At 64.1% G+C, this 19,740-nt stretch carries 19 protein-coding genes; 7 read left to right on the top strand and 12 right to left on the bottom strand.

The features are described 5' to 3' along the window. Window positions 1-4: 4 nt before the first annotated feature. Both xseA and NKH02_RS14305 read right to left on the bottom strand, forming a co-directional pair. Window positions 5-1,636, bottom strand: a complete 1,632-nt coding sequence (gene xseA, locus NKH02_RS14310) for an exodeoxyribonuclease VII large subunit (protein ID WP_352879527.1) — start codon at window positions 1,634-1,636, stop codon at window positions 5-7. 82 nt (window positions 1,637-1,718) lie between these two features. Continuing rightward, window positions 1,719-2,675: a LysR substrate-binding domain-containing protein gene (locus NKH02_RS14305; protein WP_352871635.1), complete on the bottom strand. Its 957-nt coding sequence runs from the start codon at window positions 2,673-2,675 to the stop codon at window positions 1,719-1,721. A 178-nt stretch (window positions 2,676-2,853) separates the two neighbouring features. Between NKH02_RS14305 and NKH02_RS14300 the strand changes: the two genes are divergently transcribed. Next, window positions 2,854-3,144 (top strand): DUF1127 domain-containing protein, encoded by a 291-nt coding sequence (locus NKH02_RS14300; RefSeq protein WP_352879525.1) that lies wholly within the window; start codon window positions 2,854-2,856, stop codon window positions 3,142-3,144. A gap of 146 nt (window positions 3,145-3,290) precedes the next feature. Here NKH02_RS14300 and NKH02_RS14295 read toward each other — a convergent pair whose 3' ends face one another. The 5 genes from NKH02_RS14295 to NKH02_RS14275 form a co-directional block, all read right to left on the bottom strand. Further along, window positions 3,291-3,515 carry a type II toxin-antitoxin system HicB family antitoxin gene (locus NKH02_RS14295; protein ID WP_352879524.1) on the bottom strand — a complete coding sequence of 75 codons (225 nt, stop codon included), beginning with the start codon at window positions 3,513-3,515 and terminating at the stop codon, window positions 3,291-3,293. Between the two features lie 68 nt (window positions 3,516-3,583). Next, on the bottom strand, window positions 3,584-4,516 hold the full coding sequence (locus NKH02_RS14290; protein ID WP_352879522.1) for a DUF937 domain-containing protein: 933 nt from the start codon (window positions 4,514-4,516) through the stop codon (window positions 3,584-3,586). A 101-nt stretch (window positions 4,517-4,617) separates the two neighbouring features. Further along, window positions 4,618-5,991 carry a glutamate--cysteine ligase gene (locus tag NKH02_RS14285; RefSeq protein ID WP_352871631.1) on the bottom strand — a complete coding sequence of 458 codons (1,374 nt, stop codon included), beginning with the start codon at window positions 5,989-5,991 and terminating at the stop codon, window positions 4,618-4,620. Between the two features lie 259 nt (window positions 5,992-6,250). Beyond that, complete coding sequence (locus NKH02_RS14280) at window positions 6,251-6,985, bottom strand: 16S rRNA (uracil(1498)-N(3))-methyltransferase (RefSeq protein ID WP_352879591.1); 735 nt, start codon at window positions 6,983-6,985, stop codon at window positions 6,251-6,253. 31 nt (window positions 6,986-7,016) lie between these two features. Next, window positions 7,017-7,664 (bottom strand): hypothetical protein, encoded by a 648-nt coding sequence (locus tag NKH02_RS14275; RefSeq protein WP_352879520.1) that lies wholly within the window; start codon window positions 7,662-7,664, stop codon window positions 7,017-7,019. 88 nt (window positions 7,665-7,752) lie between these two features. Between NKH02_RS14275 and NKH02_RS14270 the strand changes: the two genes are divergently transcribed. Both NKH02_RS14270 and NKH02_RS14265 read left to right on the top strand, forming a co-directional pair. Next, a complete protein-coding gene (locus NKH02_RS14270) occupies window positions 7,753-8,451 on the top strand; it encodes a type 1 glutamine amidotransferase (RefSeq protein WP_352879519.1) in 699 nt (232 codons plus the stop codon). A gap of 293 nt (window positions 8,452-8,744) precedes the next feature. Continuing rightward, complete coding sequence (locus NKH02_RS14265; protein WP_352871709.1) at window positions 8,745-8,876, top strand: hypothetical protein; 132 nt, start codon at window positions 8,745-8,747, stop codon at window positions 8,874-8,876. A 57-nt stretch (window positions 8,877-8,933) separates the two neighbouring features. Here the strand turns inward: NKH02_RS14265 and NKH02_RS14260 are convergent, their stop codons facing one another. From NKH02_RS14260 to NKH02_RS14250, 3 genes are read right to left on the bottom strand one after another with little or no spacing between them, the layout of a single operon-like run. Continuing rightward, the gene (locus tag NKH02_RS14260; RefSeq protein WP_352879518.1) at window positions 8,934-9,713 is read right to left on the bottom strand and encodes a metallophosphoesterase; all 780 of its coding nucleotides are present in this window, start codon (window positions 9,711-9,713) and stop codon (window positions 8,934-8,936) included. Between the two features lie 38 nt (window positions 9,714-9,751). Beyond that, the gene (locus NKH02_RS14255) at window positions 9,752-10,888 is read right to left on the bottom strand and encodes an alpha-hydroxy acid oxidase (RefSeq protein WP_352879517.1); all 1,137 of its coding nucleotides are present in this window, start codon (window positions 10,886-10,888) and stop codon (window positions 9,752-9,754) included. Between the two features lie 19 nt (window positions 10,889-10,907). After that, window positions 10,908-11,711 (bottom strand): FadR/GntR family transcriptional regulator, encoded by an 804-nt coding sequence (locus tag NKH02_RS14250; protein ID WP_352879516.1) that lies wholly within the window; start codon window positions 11,709-11,711, stop codon window positions 10,908-10,910. A 210-nt stretch (window positions 11,712-11,921) separates the two neighbouring features. Here NKH02_RS14250 and NKH02_RS14245 point away from each other — a divergent pair, with 210 nt between their 5' ends. From NKH02_RS14245 to glcF, 4 genes are all read left to right on the top strand, one after another. Beyond that, window positions 11,922-13,244 (top strand): DUF3422 family protein, encoded by a 1,323-nt coding sequence (locus NKH02_RS14245; RefSeq protein WP_352879514.1) that lies wholly within the window; start codon window positions 11,922-11,924, stop codon window positions 13,242-13,244. A 279-nt stretch (window positions 13,245-13,523) separates the two neighbouring features. Next, entirely contained in the window at window positions 13,524-15,020 is a 1,497-nt protein-coding gene (locus NKH02_RS14240; RefSeq protein ID WP_352879512.1) for an FAD-linked oxidase C-terminal domain-containing protein, read from the top strand. 64 nt (window positions 15,021-15,084) lie between these two features. Then, the gene (gene glcE / locus NKH02_RS14235; protein WP_352879510.1) at window positions 15,085-16,290 is read left to right on the top strand and encodes a glycolate oxidase subunit GlcE; all 1,206 of its coding nucleotides are present in this window, start codon (window positions 15,085-15,087) and stop codon (window positions 16,288-16,290) included. 10 nt (window positions 16,291-16,300) lie between these two features. Continuing rightward, window positions 16,301-17,626, top strand: a complete 1,326-nt coding sequence (glcF, locus tag NKH02_RS14230; protein ID WP_352879508.1) for a glycolate oxidase subunit GlcF — start codon at window positions 16,301-16,303, stop codon at window positions 17,624-17,626. Between the two features lie 15 nt (window positions 17,627-17,641). Here glcF and NKH02_RS14225 read toward each other — a convergent pair whose 3' ends face one another. Together NKH02_RS14225 and NKH02_RS14220 are read right to left on the bottom strand one after the other, a co-directional pair. Beyond that, a complete protein-coding gene (locus NKH02_RS14225; RefSeq protein WP_352879506.1) occupies window positions 17,642-18,562 on the bottom strand; it encodes a bifunctional 5,10-methylenetetrahydrofolate dehydrogenase/5,10-methenyltetrahydrofolate cyclohydrolase in 921 nt (306 codons plus the stop codon). Between the two features lie 268 nt (window positions 18,563-18,830). Then, window positions 18,831-19,571: a L,D-transpeptidase gene (locus tag NKH02_RS14220; RefSeq protein ID WP_352879504.1), complete on the bottom strand. Its 741-nt coding sequence runs from the start codon at window positions 19,569-19,571 to the stop codon at window positions 18,831-18,833. Window positions 19,572-19,740 lie beyond the last annotated feature (169 nt).

Raw genomic sequence — 19,740 nt, 5'->3', positions numbered from 1 at the left:
GGTCTCAGAACAGCGATCCCTGGTTGCCGGGCTCTTTGGTCCTGGCTGCTGGTTTGGCCACCGCTTTCGGTTTTGCCGTGCCGCTGGTTGCAATCGCATCGGCGGTGCCGTCCGCGAACTCAAGCGAAAGCGCCATTCCCGACGCCACCTCGGACGCCTGCTTGATCACCGCTCCGTCGGCGTCCTTCACCAACGCGAAGCCGCGTGCCAGCACCGCCTTGTGCGACAGCGTCGCCATCAGCCTGTCGGCTTGGACAACGCGGCCGCGCAAACGCTCCAGCCTGAGCACCACGGCTTGCGTGCCGCGTCTGGTTAATGCTGTCAGGAAATCCCTCTGCACGCGTTGCCGCCGCGCTGTGGGCTCGATCGTGATGCGGCCTTGCAGCAAAGCCAGTTGCTGCCTGTGCCGCTGCAGCGATGCTCTGGCGCATTTTGGCAACTGGTCCGCCGCACGATTTAATTCCGCACGTCGGGCTCTTGCCAACGCACGTAGCGCCCCTTGTGCCCGCAAAAGATTGCGCTCGTTGGTGCGCCGCGCCTCGGCAATCCGCTGGGACAGCATCGCCGGTGTCAGCTTTACAGCGAAGAACCGTGCCCGCTTTCGTTCGGTGGAGACCATCAGGCCGCGGCCGAGCCGGCTCGTCGCATCATCGAGGCGTCGCCGCGGCAGCGCCAGCAATTGATCGGGCGAGGGGAGAGCACGGGCGGCCGCACGGGCTGCCTGCCGCTTGCGTTCGAAATTGCGCAGGACCGCCGCCTTGAGCCGCGCGCCGAGGCCGGCAAGCGTGGCTTCAAGGTCCGCCTTCACCGGCACTGCAATCTCGGCCGCACCGGTCGGGGTCGGTGCCCGCACATCCGCGACGAGATCGATCAGCGTCCAGTCGGTCTCGTGGCCTACGGCCGAAATCACCGGAATCGCGGAGGCGGCAACGGCACGGGCGAGCGCCTCGTCGTTAAAGCCCCAGAGGTCTTCGAGGCTGCCGCCGCCGCGTGCCACGATCAGCAGATCGGGGCGCTGGATGGCGCCATCCTGGGCCAGCGTGTTGAAGCCGTTGACCGCGGCGGTCACTTCCGCGCCTGACGTTTCGCCCTGCACACGTACCGGCCAGACCAGGATGTGCAGCGGAAACCGGTCCTTGATGCGGTGGATGATGTCGCGGATGACGGACCCTGTTGGCGAGGTGACGACGCCGATGACGCGCGGCATGAATGGCAGCAACCGCTTGCGGCCGGTGTCGAACAGGCCCTCGGCCTGCAGCCGCCGTTTGCGCTCTTCCAGCAGCGCCATCAGGGCGCCGGCGCCGGCCGGCTCCAGATTGTCGATGACGATCTGATAGTTGGACTTGCCGGGATAGGTGGTGAGTTTGCCGGTGGCGATCACTTCCATCCCCTCTTCGGGGCGGAACTTCAGCCGGCTCATCGTGCCCTTCCACACCACGGCGTCGAGCCGGGCACGGTCGTCCTTCAGCGCGAAATAGGCATGACCTGAGGAATGCGGCCCGCGATAGCCCGAGATTTCGCCGCGCACCCGCACATTGCCGAAGACGTCCTCGACCGTGCGCTTCAGCGCGCCGGAAATCTCGCTCACCGTGTATTCGGCGGCGTTGGTGCGTGATTCGGATGGTGCGTCGCTCATCGGCCGATTGGGGAACGGTTGGGCGCCCGCGTCAAGGTGGCCGCGCCAGGCCAGGCGTTCATAACCCGCATGCCTGACCCGCCTACCAACCGGGCAGGATCTGGTTTGGCTTGGTTCGCCGCAGCTTGCTGAAGGCGAGCGCTGCGAAATCGAATGTCCCGGTGTCTTCGCTGAGCGGCACGGAAATATTGTCCAGGCTCTCCGAAATATGGCGGGCGAGCGCATCGACGATCTCCGGTCGCGACGTCTGGCCGCGCATGATGCCGATGCGGCAATCGGGCAAGGCGCCGAAGCCGTCGGCTTCACCCAGCACCCGCATGCCCGGCCGCAGCGCGCATTCCGGCAGCACCGAGATCGCCAGGCCCGAAAGCACAGCGGCGGTGATGACGGTGGCCGAGAAGCTGGTGAACAGGATGCGATAGTCGCGGTTCTGCTGGTCGAGCACCTCGACGGCGGCGCGCCGCCAGATGCAGTTCGGCCGGCCAAAGGCCATCGGCAGCGTCTGCTGCTCGTGCGTCGCATGGTTGGCCGAGGTGACCCACAGCAGCGGTTCGCGCCGCACCACCTCCGACTGGCCGCGTACGTCGTTGTGCGTCACCAGCGCCAGGTCGAGATTGCCGCGTTTGATATGCTCGACCAGCCCCGGCGTCGGCTCGCAGATGACGGTCAGTTCGACGCGCGGATTGGAGCGCGTGAACCGCGCCATGATCTCGGGCAGGAAACGGTCGGCATAATCGTCCGGCGTGCCGATGCGGATCGTGCCTTCGAGCCGCCGGTCGTCGAAGGCCGCCAGCGTCTCGCGGTTGAGATAGAGCAGCCGGCGCGCGTAGGAGAGCAGCTTGTCGCCTTCCTCGGTCAGCCTGTTGGTGCGCCCGTCCTTTTCGAACAGCGGCTTGCCGATCCGCTCCTCCAGCCGGCGCATCTGCATCGACACCGCCGACTGGGTCCGGTGCACCTCTTCGGCGGCTCTGGTGAAGCTGCCGGTGTCGGCGATCGAGATGAAAGTTTGCAATTGATCCAGATCGAGCGGCGATTTCATCGATATGATCCATCACTAGTGTTGATGCCTAGGATTAGAAACATTCGTTGGATTAATCAATCGCATCATGGCAAATTCGCATTGTCCACATGAAAGCATGTGAATTGGGACCGGAACGGCCGCTGTCGCCAGCGCCGATTGCCTGGCCTTGCTCGTTCGAGTCTGAAGGAGACCGACAATGACCACGTTTGATTTCGCCACCGAGACCTCGCGCATCACCTCGCGTCCGGCCGTTGCGACGCGCGTGGCAAACACCATTTCCAACGTCTACCGCGCCTGGAAAAACCGCCGCGCCTTCTACCGCCTTGGCGAGATGTCGGATGCCGAACTCGCCGATATCGGCCTGACGCGCGCCGACCTGCATGTCGCCATCGACGTGCCGTTCGGCCGCGACCCGACGGCGATGTTGCGCGAAATTGCCAGCGATCGCATCGAGACGATCAAGGACATTGCCCGCAAGGTGGCTTGATCTGTTGCTTGTTGTTTAGGTCACCGTGAACCTTTTCGAGGTTCGGCGCGACTGAGAAGTATGCAGGCCCCGACTCCCTGCCGGGTCCCCGCCGGCCCGCCTGCACTCTGCCCGGTCCTCCCAGGACCGGGCTTTTCTTTTGGCAGTCAGGCGAATGCCAGCTTTCGCGATGGCCTTGGTATCGACCTGCCGAGCTCATGCGCAGCCCCTATCCAAGATGCTATGGCGTCCTGGACATTCGCGATGGCCTCTTCAGGGGTGTCGCCGTCACTCACGCAGCCTGGCAGATCAGGCACCAAAGCCGAAAACCCCCCTCCGTCCTCTGCAGAAAGTGGCGCAATGACGACCGGATATTCAAGTCTGTCGATCATGTCTCTTTGCCTCGTCGATCAATGCCACGAGCTTTCATCTGCTCCAGTCTCTCACCCACTGATTTCGACTACCGCCGGTCCATGTCCCGCTTGAACTGGTCGAAGATCGTTTCCACGCTTTTCTGGTAGTCGTCACGCTGCTGTGCGCCGGTTTCGAACATCTTGCCGAACAGGTCGTCGAAGGGATTCCTTGGCCTGCCGCTCGGATTGGCCTGTGGCTGAGATGCCTGACGCTGGGGCGCTTGAGGCTGTTGCGGCGCAGGCTGTCCGCCCGGGATTCCGAAGCCGCCACCGCCGCCTTGCCGCAGGATCTCCTCGAAGATTTTGCCCAACGGATTGTTGCCATAAGGGCTTTGCGTCTGCTGAGGCTGCGGCTGGCTTTGCGGCTGCGCCGTCCCGCCGCCGAACATGTCCTGCAAAACCTTGCCGAGCGGGTTGTCCATCGGGTTCTGGGGCTGCGGCGCCTGGCGCGGCTGGGGCGCCGGGGCCTGCATGCCGCCACCTTGCCGCATCATCTGCTCGATGATCTCGCCGAGCGGATTGTTGCCGCCACCGCCAAAGCCGCCGGCGGCTTGCATCTGATTTGTCGTCTGCTTGAACAGCCCGCCCATGAGCATCGAGGCGATCGCCGGCAGCATCTGCTGCAGGATCTGCTGGTTGACACCGCTCGCTTGCGCCGCCTGGCTGGCCACGGCGCGCGACAGATCCTTCGAGCCGAACAGGTGCCCGAGAATGCCGTTGCCCTCATCGACGCCCTGCGGCGAGAAGGCCCGGGTTGCGTCTTCGAAATACTTGGCGTGCTGGCCGCTGGCCATCGCGGTCATGAAGGCGCCGAGCCCGTAGGGGTCGGCCGTGTTGCGTTGCAGCCCCTGCGAAAAGGCCGGCAGCAGCGCGGCGACCGCCGCCTGCGTCTGCTGCATCGAAAGCCCGTATTGTTGGGCAAGGGCCTGCATGCCGTTGCCGTTCTGCGCCTGCGTCAGCATGTCGAACAAGGTAGGCATCGGCGTCTCCTCCGGAAATCCTCGCCGAAGAAGCCTAGTTCGTTTCCACTTCCGATTGAAGCGACTTTTGCCGATCGATCGGCTGCGTCAAATCCGAGGGGTTAATAGGCATATTCCATGAACACCGGCTCGATCGAGCCGCCCCAGCGCGTGTGATAGGCCGACAGCATCTCCTCGGCGCTGGTGGTGCCGCGCGCGACGACCTCGTCGAGCGTGTTGAGGAAGGATGTCTCGTCATAGCCGTCGCGGTTCTTCTTGCCGCGGTTCTTCAGCCCCATGCGCGAAATGACCAGCACGTCGCGCGCGATTTCGCGCAGCGTGGTGTTGCGGAAGGGCGCGGAAATGCCTTGTTCCGGCACGGCATTGCGCATCGCCAGCGTTTCTTCATACGTCCAGCTCGAGGTCAGCGCCTCGGCGGCGTCGAGCGCTGCCTCATCGTAGAGCAGCCCCACCCAGAAGGCTGGCAGTGCGCAGATGCGCCGCCATGGTCCGCCGTCGGCGCCGCGCATCTCGAGGAAGCGCTTCAGCCGCACGTCCGGGAACAGCGTCGACAGATGGTTTGCCCAGTCGCCCATTGTCGGCAGCCCGTCGGGAACTTCATTGCGCGCGGCCCCGGCCATGAACTGGCGAAAGGTGATGTGCGTCATGTCGTGATAGCGGCCGTCGCGGATGACGAAATACATCGGCACGTCGAGCGCCCATTCGACATAGTCGGCGAAACCGAAATCGGGCGAGAAGCAGAATTCGAGCAGGCCCGAGCGCTGGTTGTCGGTGTCGCGCCAGATGTCGCCGCGCCAGCTCTGCAAGCCGTTCGGGTGACTTTCGGTGAAAGGCGAATTGGCGAACAATGCCGTCGACAGCGGCTGCAGCTTCAGCGACACCTGCATCTTGCGGCGCATGTCGGCCTCGCTCTCGAAGTCGAGATTCACCTGGATCGTGCAGGTGCGGTACATCATGTCGAGGCCCTTGGTGCCGACCTTGGGCATGTAGCGCGTCATGATCTCGTAGCGCGACTTCGGCATTTTCGGCGTCTCGGCCAGCGACCATTTCGGGCTGCCGCCGAGGCCGAGGAAGCGGATGCCCATCGGCTCGGCGATCTCGCGCACCTGCGCCAGATGCGCATTGCCCTCGCGGCAGGTCTGATGGATGGTCTCCAGCGGTGCCCCGGAAAGCTCGAACTGGCCGCCGGGTTCCAGCGAAATCGCCCCCTGGCCGGTCGGTTCGACCAGACCGATGATGCGGCCATCATCGATGATCGGATCCCAGCCGAGCTTTGATTGCATGCCTTCGAGGATGGCGCGGATGCCGCGTTCACCGCCATAGGGGACGGGCGCGTTGCCGTCGACGTAGAAGGGGAATTTCTCGTGTTCGGTGCCGATACGCCACTTGTCGCGCGGCTTGTTGCCTTCGGCCAGATGCTCGACGAGTTCGTCGACACCTTCGATCGGGCGGAAATCGGTAGTATCGCGCGCCATTTGTAAGCCCTTAGCACATGACCCCGAAAATCTGCTTTCGATTTTCGGAAAGAGCCATGAACCCAATGAAATGCTACAGCGTCCTTTGCGTGTCCGAAGGGACGCGCGGCACTGTAGGACGATCGGACGATCGCCGGCGCTAAATGGACGAAATGTCAGCAGACGAGCAAGCGAAAAATCCTGAGCCACAGGTGAACGGGAATTGAACGGCGGCGACGGTTCTTCCTTCTCCCACAAGGGGGAGAAGAGAAGGGGTCGCTCACCAGTCTCCGATTGTTGCCTGGATCACCGCGAGCGCCGCCACCGCCGCCGTATCGGCGCGCAGGATGCGCGGGCCGAGTGGAATGGCGGTGACGAAGGGAAGCGCGCGCAGCACCTTGCGCTCGTCGTCCGAAAAGCCGCCCTCCGGCCCGACCAGCAGCCCAAGCTTGTTTTCCTTCACCGCCCGCAGCGCGGACAGCGGATTGTTGGTCGAGGCGTCCTCGTCACAGAAGATCAGCCGCCGTTCCTTGTCCCAACCGGTCAGCAAACGCTCGAATTTTTCCGCTTCGAGCACTTGAGGCACCGCCAGGATGCCGCATTGTTCGGCGGCTTCGACGACATTGGCGCGCAGGCGATCGATCGAAGGCTTGGCCACTTGCGTGTGCTGCGTGATGACCGGCTGCAGGATGCCGGCACCCATCTCGACCGCCTTCTGCACGAGATAGTCGAGCCGGCCCTGCTTCAGCGGCGCGAAGCAGTAGATGAGGTCGGGCAACGGCGGCTGCGGCCGTTGTAGCGCCAGCACCTTCAGCCGCACCGCCCTTTTTGATTTGGCAGCGATAGCCGCCGACCACTCGCCGTCGCGGCCGTTGAACACCAGGATTTCGGCGCCTTCGCCGAGCCGCAGCACATGCAGGAGATAGTGGCTCTGCTGCTGACCGGCATCGAACTCGATGTCTGGCCGCAGATCGTCGGGCACGAACAGACGTTGCATCTTGTAATTGGCGCGCATCGCCGAGGAATGAGCGAGCCTGCCGCCGGCGTCAAGTCTCGGCGGACGGATGCCAGACGGGCCGAAAGCCATGCCGCAGCACGGCGAGCGTCGTGGCCGGTGTCAGCAGCGAGAGTGTCTTGCCTTCGAGCCGGTCGAAATCGGCGGGCGGGCCGTATCCGGCAAAAGACCAGCGCAGTACCTTGCCGCCGCGCAAGGCATAAGCGTTGCCGCCATCCGCGACCATGGCGCCGTCCGGCAGACCGGCAAGCTCTTCAAAGGCCAACATCGCCAGCCTGCCGCCCGACGCAAGCCGCTCCTTGTGCAGCCGCTTGTCGACTTGCGGCGCGCGCGGCTCGGCAATGCCGAAAGCTTCGCCGAAGCGACCGACGAAATCCTTGGCCCGTTCGCGCTGGCAAAAGAAACAGGGGCGATGCCCGGCCGCCAGTGCCGTCACCTCGTCGAGGAAGAAAAGCTCGGTCCAACCCGCTTTACCGCCCTCCCGGTTGCGGCCCATCGGCTCGCGCCGCACATCGCGGAATTGGCAGACGCAGATAATCCAGGCTTGAAGCGCCCAGCGCTTCTTCAACAGCGTCTTCGTCTCGGGATCGTGGATGATGCCGCGATTGCCGGTGAACAGTCCACGCTCGGGCACGGCGTGGATGGCGCCGAACGGATCGACCCGGTTTTGCAGTGGCATATCTTTCTCTCCGAACGCGCATCTTGGCTGCAATGCGGACGGCATGATATCGCTCGTTGCATCTTTTTCCTGTCAGCAGGGGTTTTTCATGCGGGTGCTGGTGGTCCAGAACTACGACTATACCGGCCTTGGCCAGGTCGGCGCCGCACTCGCGGAGGCGGGCGCCGATCTCGATGTCCGCTACCCTTACAAGGGCGATCTCCTGCCGGACGATGCGGCCGGGCATGATGCCATGGTGGTGCTCGGCGGTGGCCAGAATGCACTGGCCGACGATGAATACCCCTATTTCCCGGCACTGCTCGAACTGACCCGCGATTTCGCCGGCAAGGATCGCGCCGTGCTCGGTATCTGCCTCGGCAGCCAGCTTGTCGCCCGTGCCTTCGGCGGCGAGAACCGCATTGGCGGCGCCAACGAGTTCGGTTGGCACGGCGTGTCGCTGACGGCGGACGCCAAGGCCGATGCGGTGCTGGGCGCGCTGCCGGAGAAATTCCCGATCTTCCAGTGGCACGACGACACCTTCGTGCTGCCCGAGAACGCCGTGCGGCTCGCCGGCAATGATGTCGCCGAGAACCAGGCGTTTCGCGTCGGCCGCGCGGTCTACGGCTTCCAATTCCATTTCGAGGCTGACCGGCCGATGGTCAAGGACTGGAGCATGTCCTTTGCCCCGATCATCGCCGCGCGCCATCCCGACTGGGCCGGCAAGCTCGATGGCGAAATGGCCCGCAACGGGCCTGACGCGGATGCCGCCGGCCTTGCCATTGCCCGTGCCTGGGTGGCGACGATCTGAGCGTCCGCGCCTTGGCGCCTTGCCGCGTGACATAATTGGCACGCGGCGGCGAAACCGTTGGGGAAAACCGGTTTCATCCTTGGCTTGTGTCCGTCCGCCATCCTAGAAGGCGCGCGCTCCGCATCTCCTGTGCAACCGCGATGAACCTTCTGTGTGACCCGCGCGACACACCGTTGATACAGAACATGCCTAGAAGCGCGAAATCGTCGAAACTTTGAAGCGAATTCTCCGTTTCAACGCATTGGTAACCGCCTCGTGCACAGATGCACAAAGCTCAACAAGAGATGACCTCCGTGAAAGCAACGCTTCTGTCCTTTGCCATGTTGTCCGCCATCGTGCTTTGCGGTCTGGGTATCTACGCCGCCGACGCGGCCAACAACCACAACGCCGTCGACGGTTACGGCGTCACCGCCTCGCTGCGCTAAAGCCGGGGCCGCGCCAGGAGCTGGAGCGTCCTCGGACGCGCAGCGCTCAAGCTTCCTTTATTGTCCAGGTCCCTTGATCGTCATTGTCAGGATGCGTTTGTCCGAGCCGTCGACGACGAGCGCGGTCAGCATGCCTGATTGCCAGGCAAGCGTATCGACATTGACGCGGTTGGCCATCACTTCAGCTTCCGGTACCGGCGTGTGGCCATGCACCACGATCTTCGGATAGAGGCCGGTGTGATTGTGGAAGACGTCGCGGATCCAGATCAGATCCTGCGGGTTTTGCCTATCCAGGGGAATGCCCGGCCTGATGCCGGCATGGCAGAAGAAGAAATCGCCCAGCGTCACCGAAAACGACAGCGAGCGCAGGAAATCGATGTGACCCCGCGGCACGGCCTCGACCAAGGCCTGATGTCCTTTGCGCACGGCGGTCTCGGCCTTGCCGAACCATGCGCTGGCGCCTTCGCTGATCGCCACGCCGTAGGACTGCCCGGTCTGGATACCACCAAAGCGGATGAAAAGCCCTTCCGGGTCGGGGGTCTTGAGAAAATCGAGAAAGCCGATGTCGTGGTTGCCGGCCAGCATCAGATGACGCGGGTCGCGCTCGCGCGCTTCGATCAGGAAGTCGATGACGCCCTTTGAATCCGGTCCGCGGTCGACATAGTCGCCAAGATGGATGACGCGCCAGTCGGCGGGTACGTCCTGCTCGATCTCGGCCTTGATGCGTTGATGCATGGCGGCCAGCAGGTCGAGCCGGCCATGCACGTCGCCGATCGCGTAGAGACGCACACCGTCCGGCCCCTGCGCGTCGAGAAAATGGATACCGGGTTCCGCCAAGGTCTCGTCGTCTCCGTGGTCAGGGCTGTCACGGAACTTTAGCGCCGGAGCTGGTCCTTGCCCATGTCGGTGACCAGACGCTTTCCGCACAGCGCCAGCGTAATGTCCATCTCCTTGCGGATGATTTCCAACGCCTTGGTAACCCCTTCCTTGCCGAGCGCACCCAGGCCGTAAAGAAATGGCCGGCCGATATAGGTGCCCTTGGCGCCGAGGCAGAGCGCCTTCAGCACATCCTGGCCGGAGCGGATGCCGCCGTCCATATGCACCTCGATCGTGTCGCCGACCGCATCTGCGATCTCTTCCAGCACCCCGATCGACGAGGATGCGCCATCGAGCTGGCGCCCGCCATGGTTGGAAACGATGATCGCGTCGCCGCCGGTCTTGGCCGCCATCAGCGCGTCTTCCTTGTCGAGAATGCCTTTGAGGATCAGCTTGCCGCCCCAGCGTTCCTTGATCCAGGCGACGTCCTTCCACGACAGATGCGGATCGAACTGCTCCGTCGTCCACGATGCCAGCGAGGCCATGTTGCCGACGCCTTTGGCGTGGCCGACAATGTTACGGAAGGTCCGCCGCTTTGTGCCGGCCATGGCGGCGCACCAGCGCGGGCGGATGGCCATGTCGAGCATGTTCGTCAGCGTCAGCTTGGGCGGCGCCGAAAGGCCGTTGCGGATGTCCTTGTGGCGCTGGCCGAGGATCTGCAGGTCGAGTGTCAGCATCAGCGCCGAGCATTTCGCCGCCTTGGCCCTGTCGATTAGGTTGAGCACGAAATCCTTGTCGCGCAACACATAGAGCTGAAACCAGAACGGCTTGGTTGTCACAGAGGCAACGTCTTCGATCGAGCAGATGCTCATCGTCGACAGGGTGAACGGCACGCCGAATTCCTCCGCCGCCTGCGCCGCCAGCATCTCGCCATTGGCGTGCTGCATGCCTGTCATGCCAGTTGGCGCCAATGCAACCGGCATCGACACCTTCTCGCCGATCATGGTCGAAGCCAGCGAGCGGTTGTCCATGTCGACGAGCACGCGTTGGCGGAACTTGATCTTCTGGAAGTCCTCTTCGTTGGCCCGATACGTGCTTTCGGTCCACGAACCGGAATCGGCATAGTCGAAGAACATCTTCGGCACGCGCCGGCGCGCGAGGTCCTTGAGGTCGGCGATAGTCAGGATTTGGCTCATAGGCTTCCCGTTTCGATGGTTAGGAGCGTTTGCGTGCGGGTTCGGCATCGGTGGCGTCGACACGCTGCTTCAGCCTCAGCCGCGAGACGCGCTGCCAGTCGCCGCTGCGCTCGGCCTCTGCCATCGACCGTTCGACATAGGTGATGTGGTCCATCGCCGCTTGCCGGGCAGCGGCCGGATCGCCGGCCTTCACCGCCGCATGGATCGCCCGGTGCTGCGCAAGCAGCGCCTCGCGCGCGCCGGGCACGCTGAATACCAGGAGCCGGTTCTGGAACACGCCTTCCGACAACAGCCGGTAGCAGGAGCGCAGCGTGTGCAAAAGGATGATGTTGTGCGCGCACTCACAGATCGCATGGTGGAACTCGACGTCGATTTCAGCCTCGTCGTCGAAATCGCCGGTCCGGTGCGCATCGTCCATGCGTGCCATGATCTTGTCGAGCAGCGCCATGTCGTCTGGAGTAGCGCGCCGCGCCGCGTATTCAGCCGCCACCCCTTCGATCTCACGGCGGTATTCCAGATAGTCGGTCACAGCCTTGCGGTGCATCGAGATCAGGTCCGTCACCGGCTTGGTGAACAGCTGGCCGATGACATCGGCGACATGCGTGCCGCCGCCGGGCCTTGTCGTCAAAAGGCCGCGCCCCTCCAGCGCTTTCAGCGCGTCACGCAGGATCGGCCGCGACACGTCGAACTGGCGTGCAAGCTCGCGCTCACCCGGCAACCGGTCGCCGGTGCGCAGCACGCCTTCAAGGATGAGGCTCTCGATCTGCTGCACCACCTCGTCGGCGGTGCGCGAATGCTCGATCCTGGAAAAAATGTCGCTCAATTCAAATGCCTGGAAGGTGAACCGGTGTCGCGCAGGATAAAGCCTGCGCCGCCAACTGGTCAAATTATTTATCCAATTGGTCGACGCGTGTCGATTTTGCCGCCCGACGCCATATCGTCTTCGTCTAAACTTTGCTGTTTGCGTCATCAGGCTATTGGCTCTAGAGGGACGCGAGTGCAAGAGGGTTCAGAGAAACCCGGGGGACAAGCCGTGTCAGACGACCCGTCCAATCTCGAGTTCCAGCCGCGCGCCAAGGGCAGCGTCATGGGGTTTCCCGCGCATGAGGGCCGGCCCGGTGCGCTCGGCGAGGTCCATGCCCGGCCGCATCCGCTGATCGAAAAGCCGCGCGTGCTGGTGCAACTCGCCTTCATGACCGAGGGTGGCTCCGGCGTTGATCATGCCGTGCTTTCCGAACTGTCACGACGCCTCGGCATCGCCGCGCCCGACCGGCAGGCCCGCCACCACGCCATGAAGTGGGGCAAGGGTTCGCTGCGCTGGGAACGGCACACCGAATTCTCGACCTACCTGTGGGAAGGGCCGCTCTCCGAAAGCGGCAGGGCGCAGGAAGATTCGCCGTTCGGCAACGGGTTTTCGCCGCCGGGAACCGTCATTTCGGGCATCCGGCTCGAAATCCGCAAATGGACGCAGGTCAGCGAAAGGCTGATCGCCGGCTTCGACCCGACCAGCCTGTGCTACTCGCTGGTCGAGCGCGGCAACGCAGCCATCGTCACCGACTTTCGCCAGGACGGTGACGGCATGACGCGCATGCTGGTGCTCGATCGCGGCCTGACCCCGGCGCGCACCGGCGCGCTGTCGCAACGGCTGATCGACATCGAAACCTATCGCACGTTGGCCATGCTCGGCCTGCCGCTGGCGCTGAACCTTTCCGGCCGCGCCCGCCGCATCGAGGACCGGCTGGCGCAGACCACGCTGGAGATGAAGGTCGCTCAGACTCGCGACAGCCAGACCTTGCTGGCCGATCTCACCGAACTCGCCGCGGAACTGGAAGCGGACGCGGCGTCGAGCCTCTACCGCTTTGGCGCCAGCCGCGCCTATGACGGCATCGTCGGCGAGCGGCTGGAGGCGCTCGAGGAAGAAGCCGTGCCCGGCTACGACACCTGGGGCGGCTTCCTGCAGCGCCGCGTCGCACCTGCCATGCGCACGTGCCGCTCGGTCGAGGAGCGGCAAGCCAATCTGTCGCGCAAGCTGACCCGCGCCACGACGCTGCTGCGCACATGGGTCGATGTCGAGGTCGAGAAGCAGAACCGCGACCTGCTCGCCTCGATGAACAACCGCGCCCGCCTGCAGCTGCGCCTGCAGCAGACCGTCGAAGGCCTGTCGGTCGCCGCCGTCTCCTATTATGTGGTCGGCCTCATCGGTTATGTCGCCAAGGGCGCCTCGATCTTCGGCCATGCCTTCGCTCCGGAGGTCATCACCGCCGCCTCGGTGCCGGTCGCCATCCTGCTGGTCTGGTGGGGCGTGCGCCGTGTGCGCCGGATGCACTCCGAACCCGGCAAGCTGGCTGGCGAGTAGGACTGCCTCACCCTCCCCCTTGTGGGGAGGCTCGGCTCATGATCGCAGCGAAGCGAAGATCGTGAGACGGGGTCCTCGTAAAGCGCCGCGCTGAACCCCCACCCCGCTCACTTCGTTCGCGACCCTCCCCACAAGGGGGAGGAGGGTAAGACAGCGGCAGATTGCCGCTGCGGAAGCCTGTCTCGACCTTGAGGCTGGATTCCTCACCTAGGCAGGATTTGCAACCAGCGCGCTTCACTGGTAAAAGATTTTGACCAGTCAAGCGAAACGAGGCTGTTGATGTCCGGCCTGGCCATGCCGAAACCAGACGACGCCACGATGCGCCGGCGCGACGAGATCGTCGCCGACATGCGCATCATCGTGCCGGGCGAGGGTGTCGTCGACGCTGCCAATTCCATGCGAGCCTTCGAGAGCGATGGCCTGACCGCCTACCGGCAACTGCCGCTGGTTGTCGTTTTGCCGCAAACGGTGGCGCAGGTTTCGCGCGTGCTGAAATATTGCAACGACCGCAACATCCGCGTCGTGCCGCGCGGCTCCGGCACCTCGCTGTCCGGCGGCGCGCTACCGCTGGAAGACGCGGTGCTGCTGGTCATGAGCCGATTCAACCGAATCCTTGCGATCGATTTTCCCAATCGCGTCGTCATCGCCCAGCCGGGCGTCACCAATCTCGGCATCACTACCGCCGTCGAGCAGGAGGGCTTTTACTACGCCCCCGATCCATCCTCCCAGATCGCCTGCTCGATCGGCGGCAACGTCGCCGAGAATTCCGGCGGCGTGCACTGCCTGAAATACGGCCTCACCGCCAACAATGTGCTGGGCATCGAGATGGTGCTGATGAGCGGCGAGGTGGTGCGGCTGGGCGGAAGTCACCTCGATGCGGAAGGCTATGACCTGCTTGGCGTCATGACCGGTTCGGAGGGGCTGCTCGGCGTCGTCACCGAGGTCACCGTGCGCATCCTGAAGAAGCCTGAGACGGCGCGTGCACTGCTGATCGGCTTCCCGACCAGCGAGCAGGGCGGCCAATGCGTCGCCGACATCATCGGTGCCGGCATCATTCCGGGCGGCATGGAAATGATGGACCGGCCGGCGATCCACGCGGCGGAAGATTTCGTCCATGCCGGCTATCCCCTCGATGTCGAGGCGCTGCTGATCGTCGAGCTCGACGGACCGGGCGTCGAGGTCGATCATCTGATCGGTCTCGTCGAAGCCATCGCCTACAAGAACGGCTCGACCACCTGCCGCATCTCGCGGTCCGAGCAGGAGCGGTTGAGCTTCTGGGCCGGCCGCAAGGCGGCTTTCCCGGCGGTCGGCCGCATTTCGCCCGACTATTACTGTATGGACGGCACCATCCCGCGCAAGGAGCTGCCACGTGTGCTCGCCGGCATGCGCGAGCTTTCGGAGAAATACGGTCTCGGCGTCGCCAATGTCTTTCACGCCGGCGACGGCAATCTGCATCCGCTGATCCTCTACGATGCCAACGTGCCGGGCGAACTCGACAAGGCCGAAAGCTTCGGTGCCGACATATTGCGGCTCTGCGTCAAGGTCGGCGGCGTCTTGACAGGCGAACACGGGGTGGGCGTCGAGAAACGCGACCTGATGCCGGAGATGTTCACCCAGATCGACCTCGATCAGCAGATGCGAGTCAAATGCGCCTTCGATCCCAACCATCTGCTCAACCCCGGCAAAGTCTTCCCGCAGCTCCGCCGCTGCGCCGAACTCGGCCGCATGCACATTTCCGGCGGCAAGCTGCCGTTCCCGGACATTCCGAGGTTTTGAGGGACATGTCAGCGCTTGCCAAGGATCGCAGCACTTCGGCACTCGCGACTGGCGCGTTCTCCTCATGACCACCTTTACCCCAACCACGTCAGACGAGGTCCTGTCCGCCGTCGCCTGGGCCGCGGCGGAAGAGACGCCGCTCGAAATCCTTGGCCATGGGTCCAAGCGCGGCATCGGCCGGCCACTGCAAACCGAACACACGCTCGACCTGTCTCAGCTTGTCGGCGTCACGCTCTACGAACCAGCCGAATTGGTGCTGTCGGCCAAAGCAGGCACACCGCTGGCCGACATCGAGAAGCTGCTGGCGGAAAACGGCCAGCAGCTCGCCTTCGAGCCGATAGACTACGGCCCGCTGCTCGGGGGTGAAGCTGGCAAAGGAACGATCGGCGGGGTGCTCGCCGCGAACCTCTCCGGTCCGCGCCGGCTGAAGGCGGGCGCGGCGCGCGATCATATTCTGGGCATCAATGTGGTGTCCGGCCGCGGCGAGGCTTTCAAGTCCGGCGGCCGGGTGGTCAAGAACGTCACCGGCTATGACATGTCCAAGCTGATGGCCAACAGCTGGGGCACGCTGGCGGCGTTCACCGACGTCACCTTCAAGGTGCTGCCGGCCGCCGAGACTGAAATCACGCTCGCCATCCGAGGTTTGCTCGACGACGCGGCCGCCGCGGCCATGGCCATGGCGCTCGGTTCCAGCGCGGAAGTGTCGAGTGCCGCCCATCTGCCGGAGCGCATCGCCGCGCGTGTGGCCAGTGGCAGTCTCGGCAACGAGGCCGCCACGCTGCTGCGTGTCGAGGGTTTTGGCCCGTCGGTCGCCTACCGCATCGCCGCACTGAAAACGCTGCTCGGCAATGCCGGGCCGCTGGAGGAGATTTCCGGAGAAATTTCACGGCTGATCTGGCGTGATGTGCGCGATTGCAGGCCCTTCGTCGACAGCAGCGAGAAACCGGTGTGGCGCGTGTCGATGACGCCGGGAGCGGGCCACCGGATGGTGCTGGCCTTGCGCATGCAGGCCGCCGTCAGCGCCTTCTATGACTGGCAGGGCGGCCTGCTTTGGCTGCGCATGGAAGAGGGCGATCCGGAAGCCGCTCTGCTGCGCGGGCTGTTGCGGAAACACGGCGGCGGCCATGCGACGCTGGTGCGCGCGGCACCTTCCCATCGCGCCGCCTTGCCGGTGTTCGAGCCGCAGGCACCGGCGCTCGCGGCACTCAGCCAACGGCTGAAGCAGGAATTCGACCCGAAGAACATCCTCAATCCCGGCCGCATGGCTTAGGACCAACGCGATGCAGACCAATTTTTCGCTTGCCCAGCTTGCCGATCCGCATATCTCGGAATCGGAAAAGATCCTGCGCAAATGCGTGCATTGCGGCTTCTGCACCGCGACGTGTCCGACCTATGTGACCCTCGGCAACGAGCTCGATTCACCGCGCGGGCGTATCTACCTGATCAAGGACATGCTGGAAAATGGCCGTCCCGCCGACAAGGAGATCGTCACCCACATCGACCGCTGCCTGTCCTGCCTCGCCTGCATGACGACATGCCCATCGGGCGTCAACTACATGCATCTGGTCGACCATGCCCGCGCCCATATCCAGGTGACCTACAAACGGCCGCTGCTCGACCGTCTGACCCGCGCCATGCTGGCCTTCGTGCTGCCCCATCCCAAGCGTTTTCGCACTGCGCTCAAGCTGACGAAGCTCGGGAAGCCGTTCATCGGCGTCTTCGAAAAAGTTCCGGCACTGAAGCCGCTCGGCGCGATGCTCAAGCTCGCCCCGGCCTCAATCCCGATGGCTTCGCGAAGCGCTTCACCAGGCACCCATGCCGGGCAGGGGACAAAAAAGGGCCGCGTCGCCATCCTCACCGGCTGCGCGCAATCGGTGCTCGATCCCGCCATCAACGAGACGACGATTGCGCTGCTGACGCGGCTCGGCGTCGAGGTCGTGGTGCCGCGGGGCGAGGGCTGCTGCGGTGCGCTGGTGCATCATATGGGGCGGGAGCAAGATGCCCTTGCCTCTGCGAGACAGAATGTCGACACCTGGACGCGCACCATCGAGCAAGGCGGTCTCGACGCCATCGTCATCACCGCGTCCGGCTGTGGCACCACGATCAAGGACTATGGCTTCATGCTGCGGCTCGATCCGGCCTATGCCGACAAGGCCGCGCGCGTCTCGGCGCTGGCCAAGGACATCACCGAATATCTGGTCGGTCTCGACCTGCCCGAACCGGTGCGCCAGCCGGGCACGATCGTCGCCTATCACTCGGCCTGTTCGATGCAGCACGGCCAGAAAATCACCCGCCAGCCGAAGGAGCTGCTGGCCAAGGCCGGCTTCATCGTGCGCGAGCCGCGCGAGGGCCATCTGTGCTGCGGTTCGGCGGGCACCTACAACATCCTGCAGTCCGAGATCTCGGCGAAGCTGCGCGACCGCAAGGTGAAAAACATCGAGGCGACGGGTGCCTCGATCGTCGCCACGGGCAATATCGGCTGCATCACCCAGATCGCTTCCGCCGCGAAGCTGCCGGTCGTGCACACGATCAAGCTGCTCGACTGGGCGTATGGCGGGCCAAAGCCGGAAGGCGTGCTGGACGAGAGCCTGATCGCCGCGGAATAGGGCGCCCGTCCGGCGCTACTCCGCCGCCAGCCTGTCCGCCGTGCCGTAGGTCGCCTCATAATGCGCGCGCTGCCGGCTGAGCGCCACCATCGTGTTGCGCAGCAGGATGGCGACCGTGATCGGGCCGACGCCGCCCGGTACCGGCGTGATCCAGGAGGCGACCTCGCGCACGCTTTCGGTGTCGACGTCGCCGACGATGCGGCTCGTCCCGTCCGGTCCGATTTCCGAATTGATGCCGATGTCGATGACGGCGGCGCCCGGCTTGACCATGTCGGCCTTGATCAGCCGCGGCTTGCCGACGGCGACGAACAGCGCGTCGGCCCGCCTTGCATGCGCGGCGACCGATCGCGTCATGTGGTGGCAGACCGTCACCGTCGCGCCTTCGCTCATCAACAGGAAGGCGATCGGTTTGCCGACGATTTCCGAATGGCCGACGATCACGACTTCCAGCCCCTTGAGGTCGAGGCCGGTCTCCTTGAGCAACTCGACCGAAGCGGCCGCCGTGCAGGGCGCGAGATCGAGCTGGTTGTAGACGATGTTGCCGATCGAAGCCGGATGCATGCCCTCGACATCCTTCAGCGGATGCACCGCCGCCTGCAGCATCCTGATCGGGATGTGGGCAGGGACCGGCCGCTGGATGATGATGCCGGTGACGCGCGGATCGGCGTTCAGGCCGTGGATTGCCGCTTCCAGCTCGCCTGACGTGATGGTGGCGGGAAAGCGCCGTTCCTCGAAATCGATGCCTGCCAATTGTGCCTTGGCGCGCTGGTTGCGCACATAGACGTCCACCGCATCGGTATCGCCGACGGTGATCGAGATCAGCTTGGGCGGAAAACCCTCGGCTTTGGCGATCGCCGCGTCTTCGCGCACAGCGGCGATGATGCGCTGGGCAACCGGGCCGCCCTTGAGATAGCGGATGTCGTCTGACAGGGACATGGGTCGACTCTTTTGTCTGGTTGCCGCCCACATAGCAAAAGAACATCGGCAAGGGCAGCGCGAAAGCGAACCACCATGGTTTTTGCGCGACGCGCCAGGAAACAGTGTTTCGTTGCGCCTCAGGCCGTGGTCAAAACGGAAAGGGCAGCACGGTTTCCCACACTGCCCTTTCTGACTGGCCGCATCCCCATACGGCCCGTCCCCCGTTATCTCCGGACTGGCCTCGAAAAGCTGGTTGCTTTGCCGGCCAAGTGATTCGCAAGAACTATCATATCACCTCGACCGTGGTTCCGACATTGACCCGTTCATAGAGGTCGACGACGTCCTCGTTGCGCATGCGGATGCAACCCGACGACACCGCGCCGCCGATCGTCCACGGTTGGTTGGTGCCGTGGATGCGGTACTCGGTCGTGCCGAGATAGAGCGCGCGGGCGCCGAGCGGGTTCTCCATGCCGCCGGCCAGATAGGTCGGCAGGTAGCGGCCCTTGGCGGCTTCGCGCTTGATCATTTGCGCCGGCGGGCGCCAGTCCGGCCACTCGCGCTTGTTGGTGATCTTGTGCGTGCCCGACCATTCGAAGCCCGGCTTGCCGGTGCCGACGCCGTAGCGCCGCGCCTTGCCGTTCTTCTCGATCAGGAAGAGGAAATTCTGCGTGGTATCGATGACGATTGTGCCCGGCTTCTGCGGGCCGTCAAAGTCGACCTCCTGCGGCAGGAAGATCGGGTTGATCTGCGGGCGAATGGCCACACGTTTCGCGGGTGGCTGCACCGCTGCCGTCTGTACCCGGTCGGGCTGTTGCGTAGCGCGCAGCCGCAACTGCTGCTGCACGATCTGGCGGTTCTGTCGCACGATGCCGGGCGCCTGGCCAAGCTGCAGCACCCAAGGTGCTGAAAGGTCGGGGCTCACCATCACCGGCGGCCTGTCGGCATAGCGGTCGCCAGCGGTTGAGGGCGTGACGCCGGCGGCAAACACAGCCACGGCGCCGAGCATGGGAAACAGAATTGTCTTCATCGGAACGCACCTTGATCGTCTGATAAACGGGTGGAAACGTCCTCCCGGTTCGGCGATCATTGGCGTGGAAGCAGCAACCGAAACATGAATCGGAATGCGTAAAATGCGCAAGTGTCAGTAAACCTTTTGGTGTGGTTACCGCCGGGTTCAGGAATCTGGTAAAGCCGCG

The organism is Mesorhizobium sp. M1396 (assembly GCF_040317725.1).
Taxonomy (GTDB): domain Bacteria; phylum Pseudomonadota; class Alphaproteobacteria; order Rhizobiales; family Rhizobiaceae; genus Mesorhizobium.
This window is presented reverse-complemented; position numbering and strand designations above follow the sequence as displayed.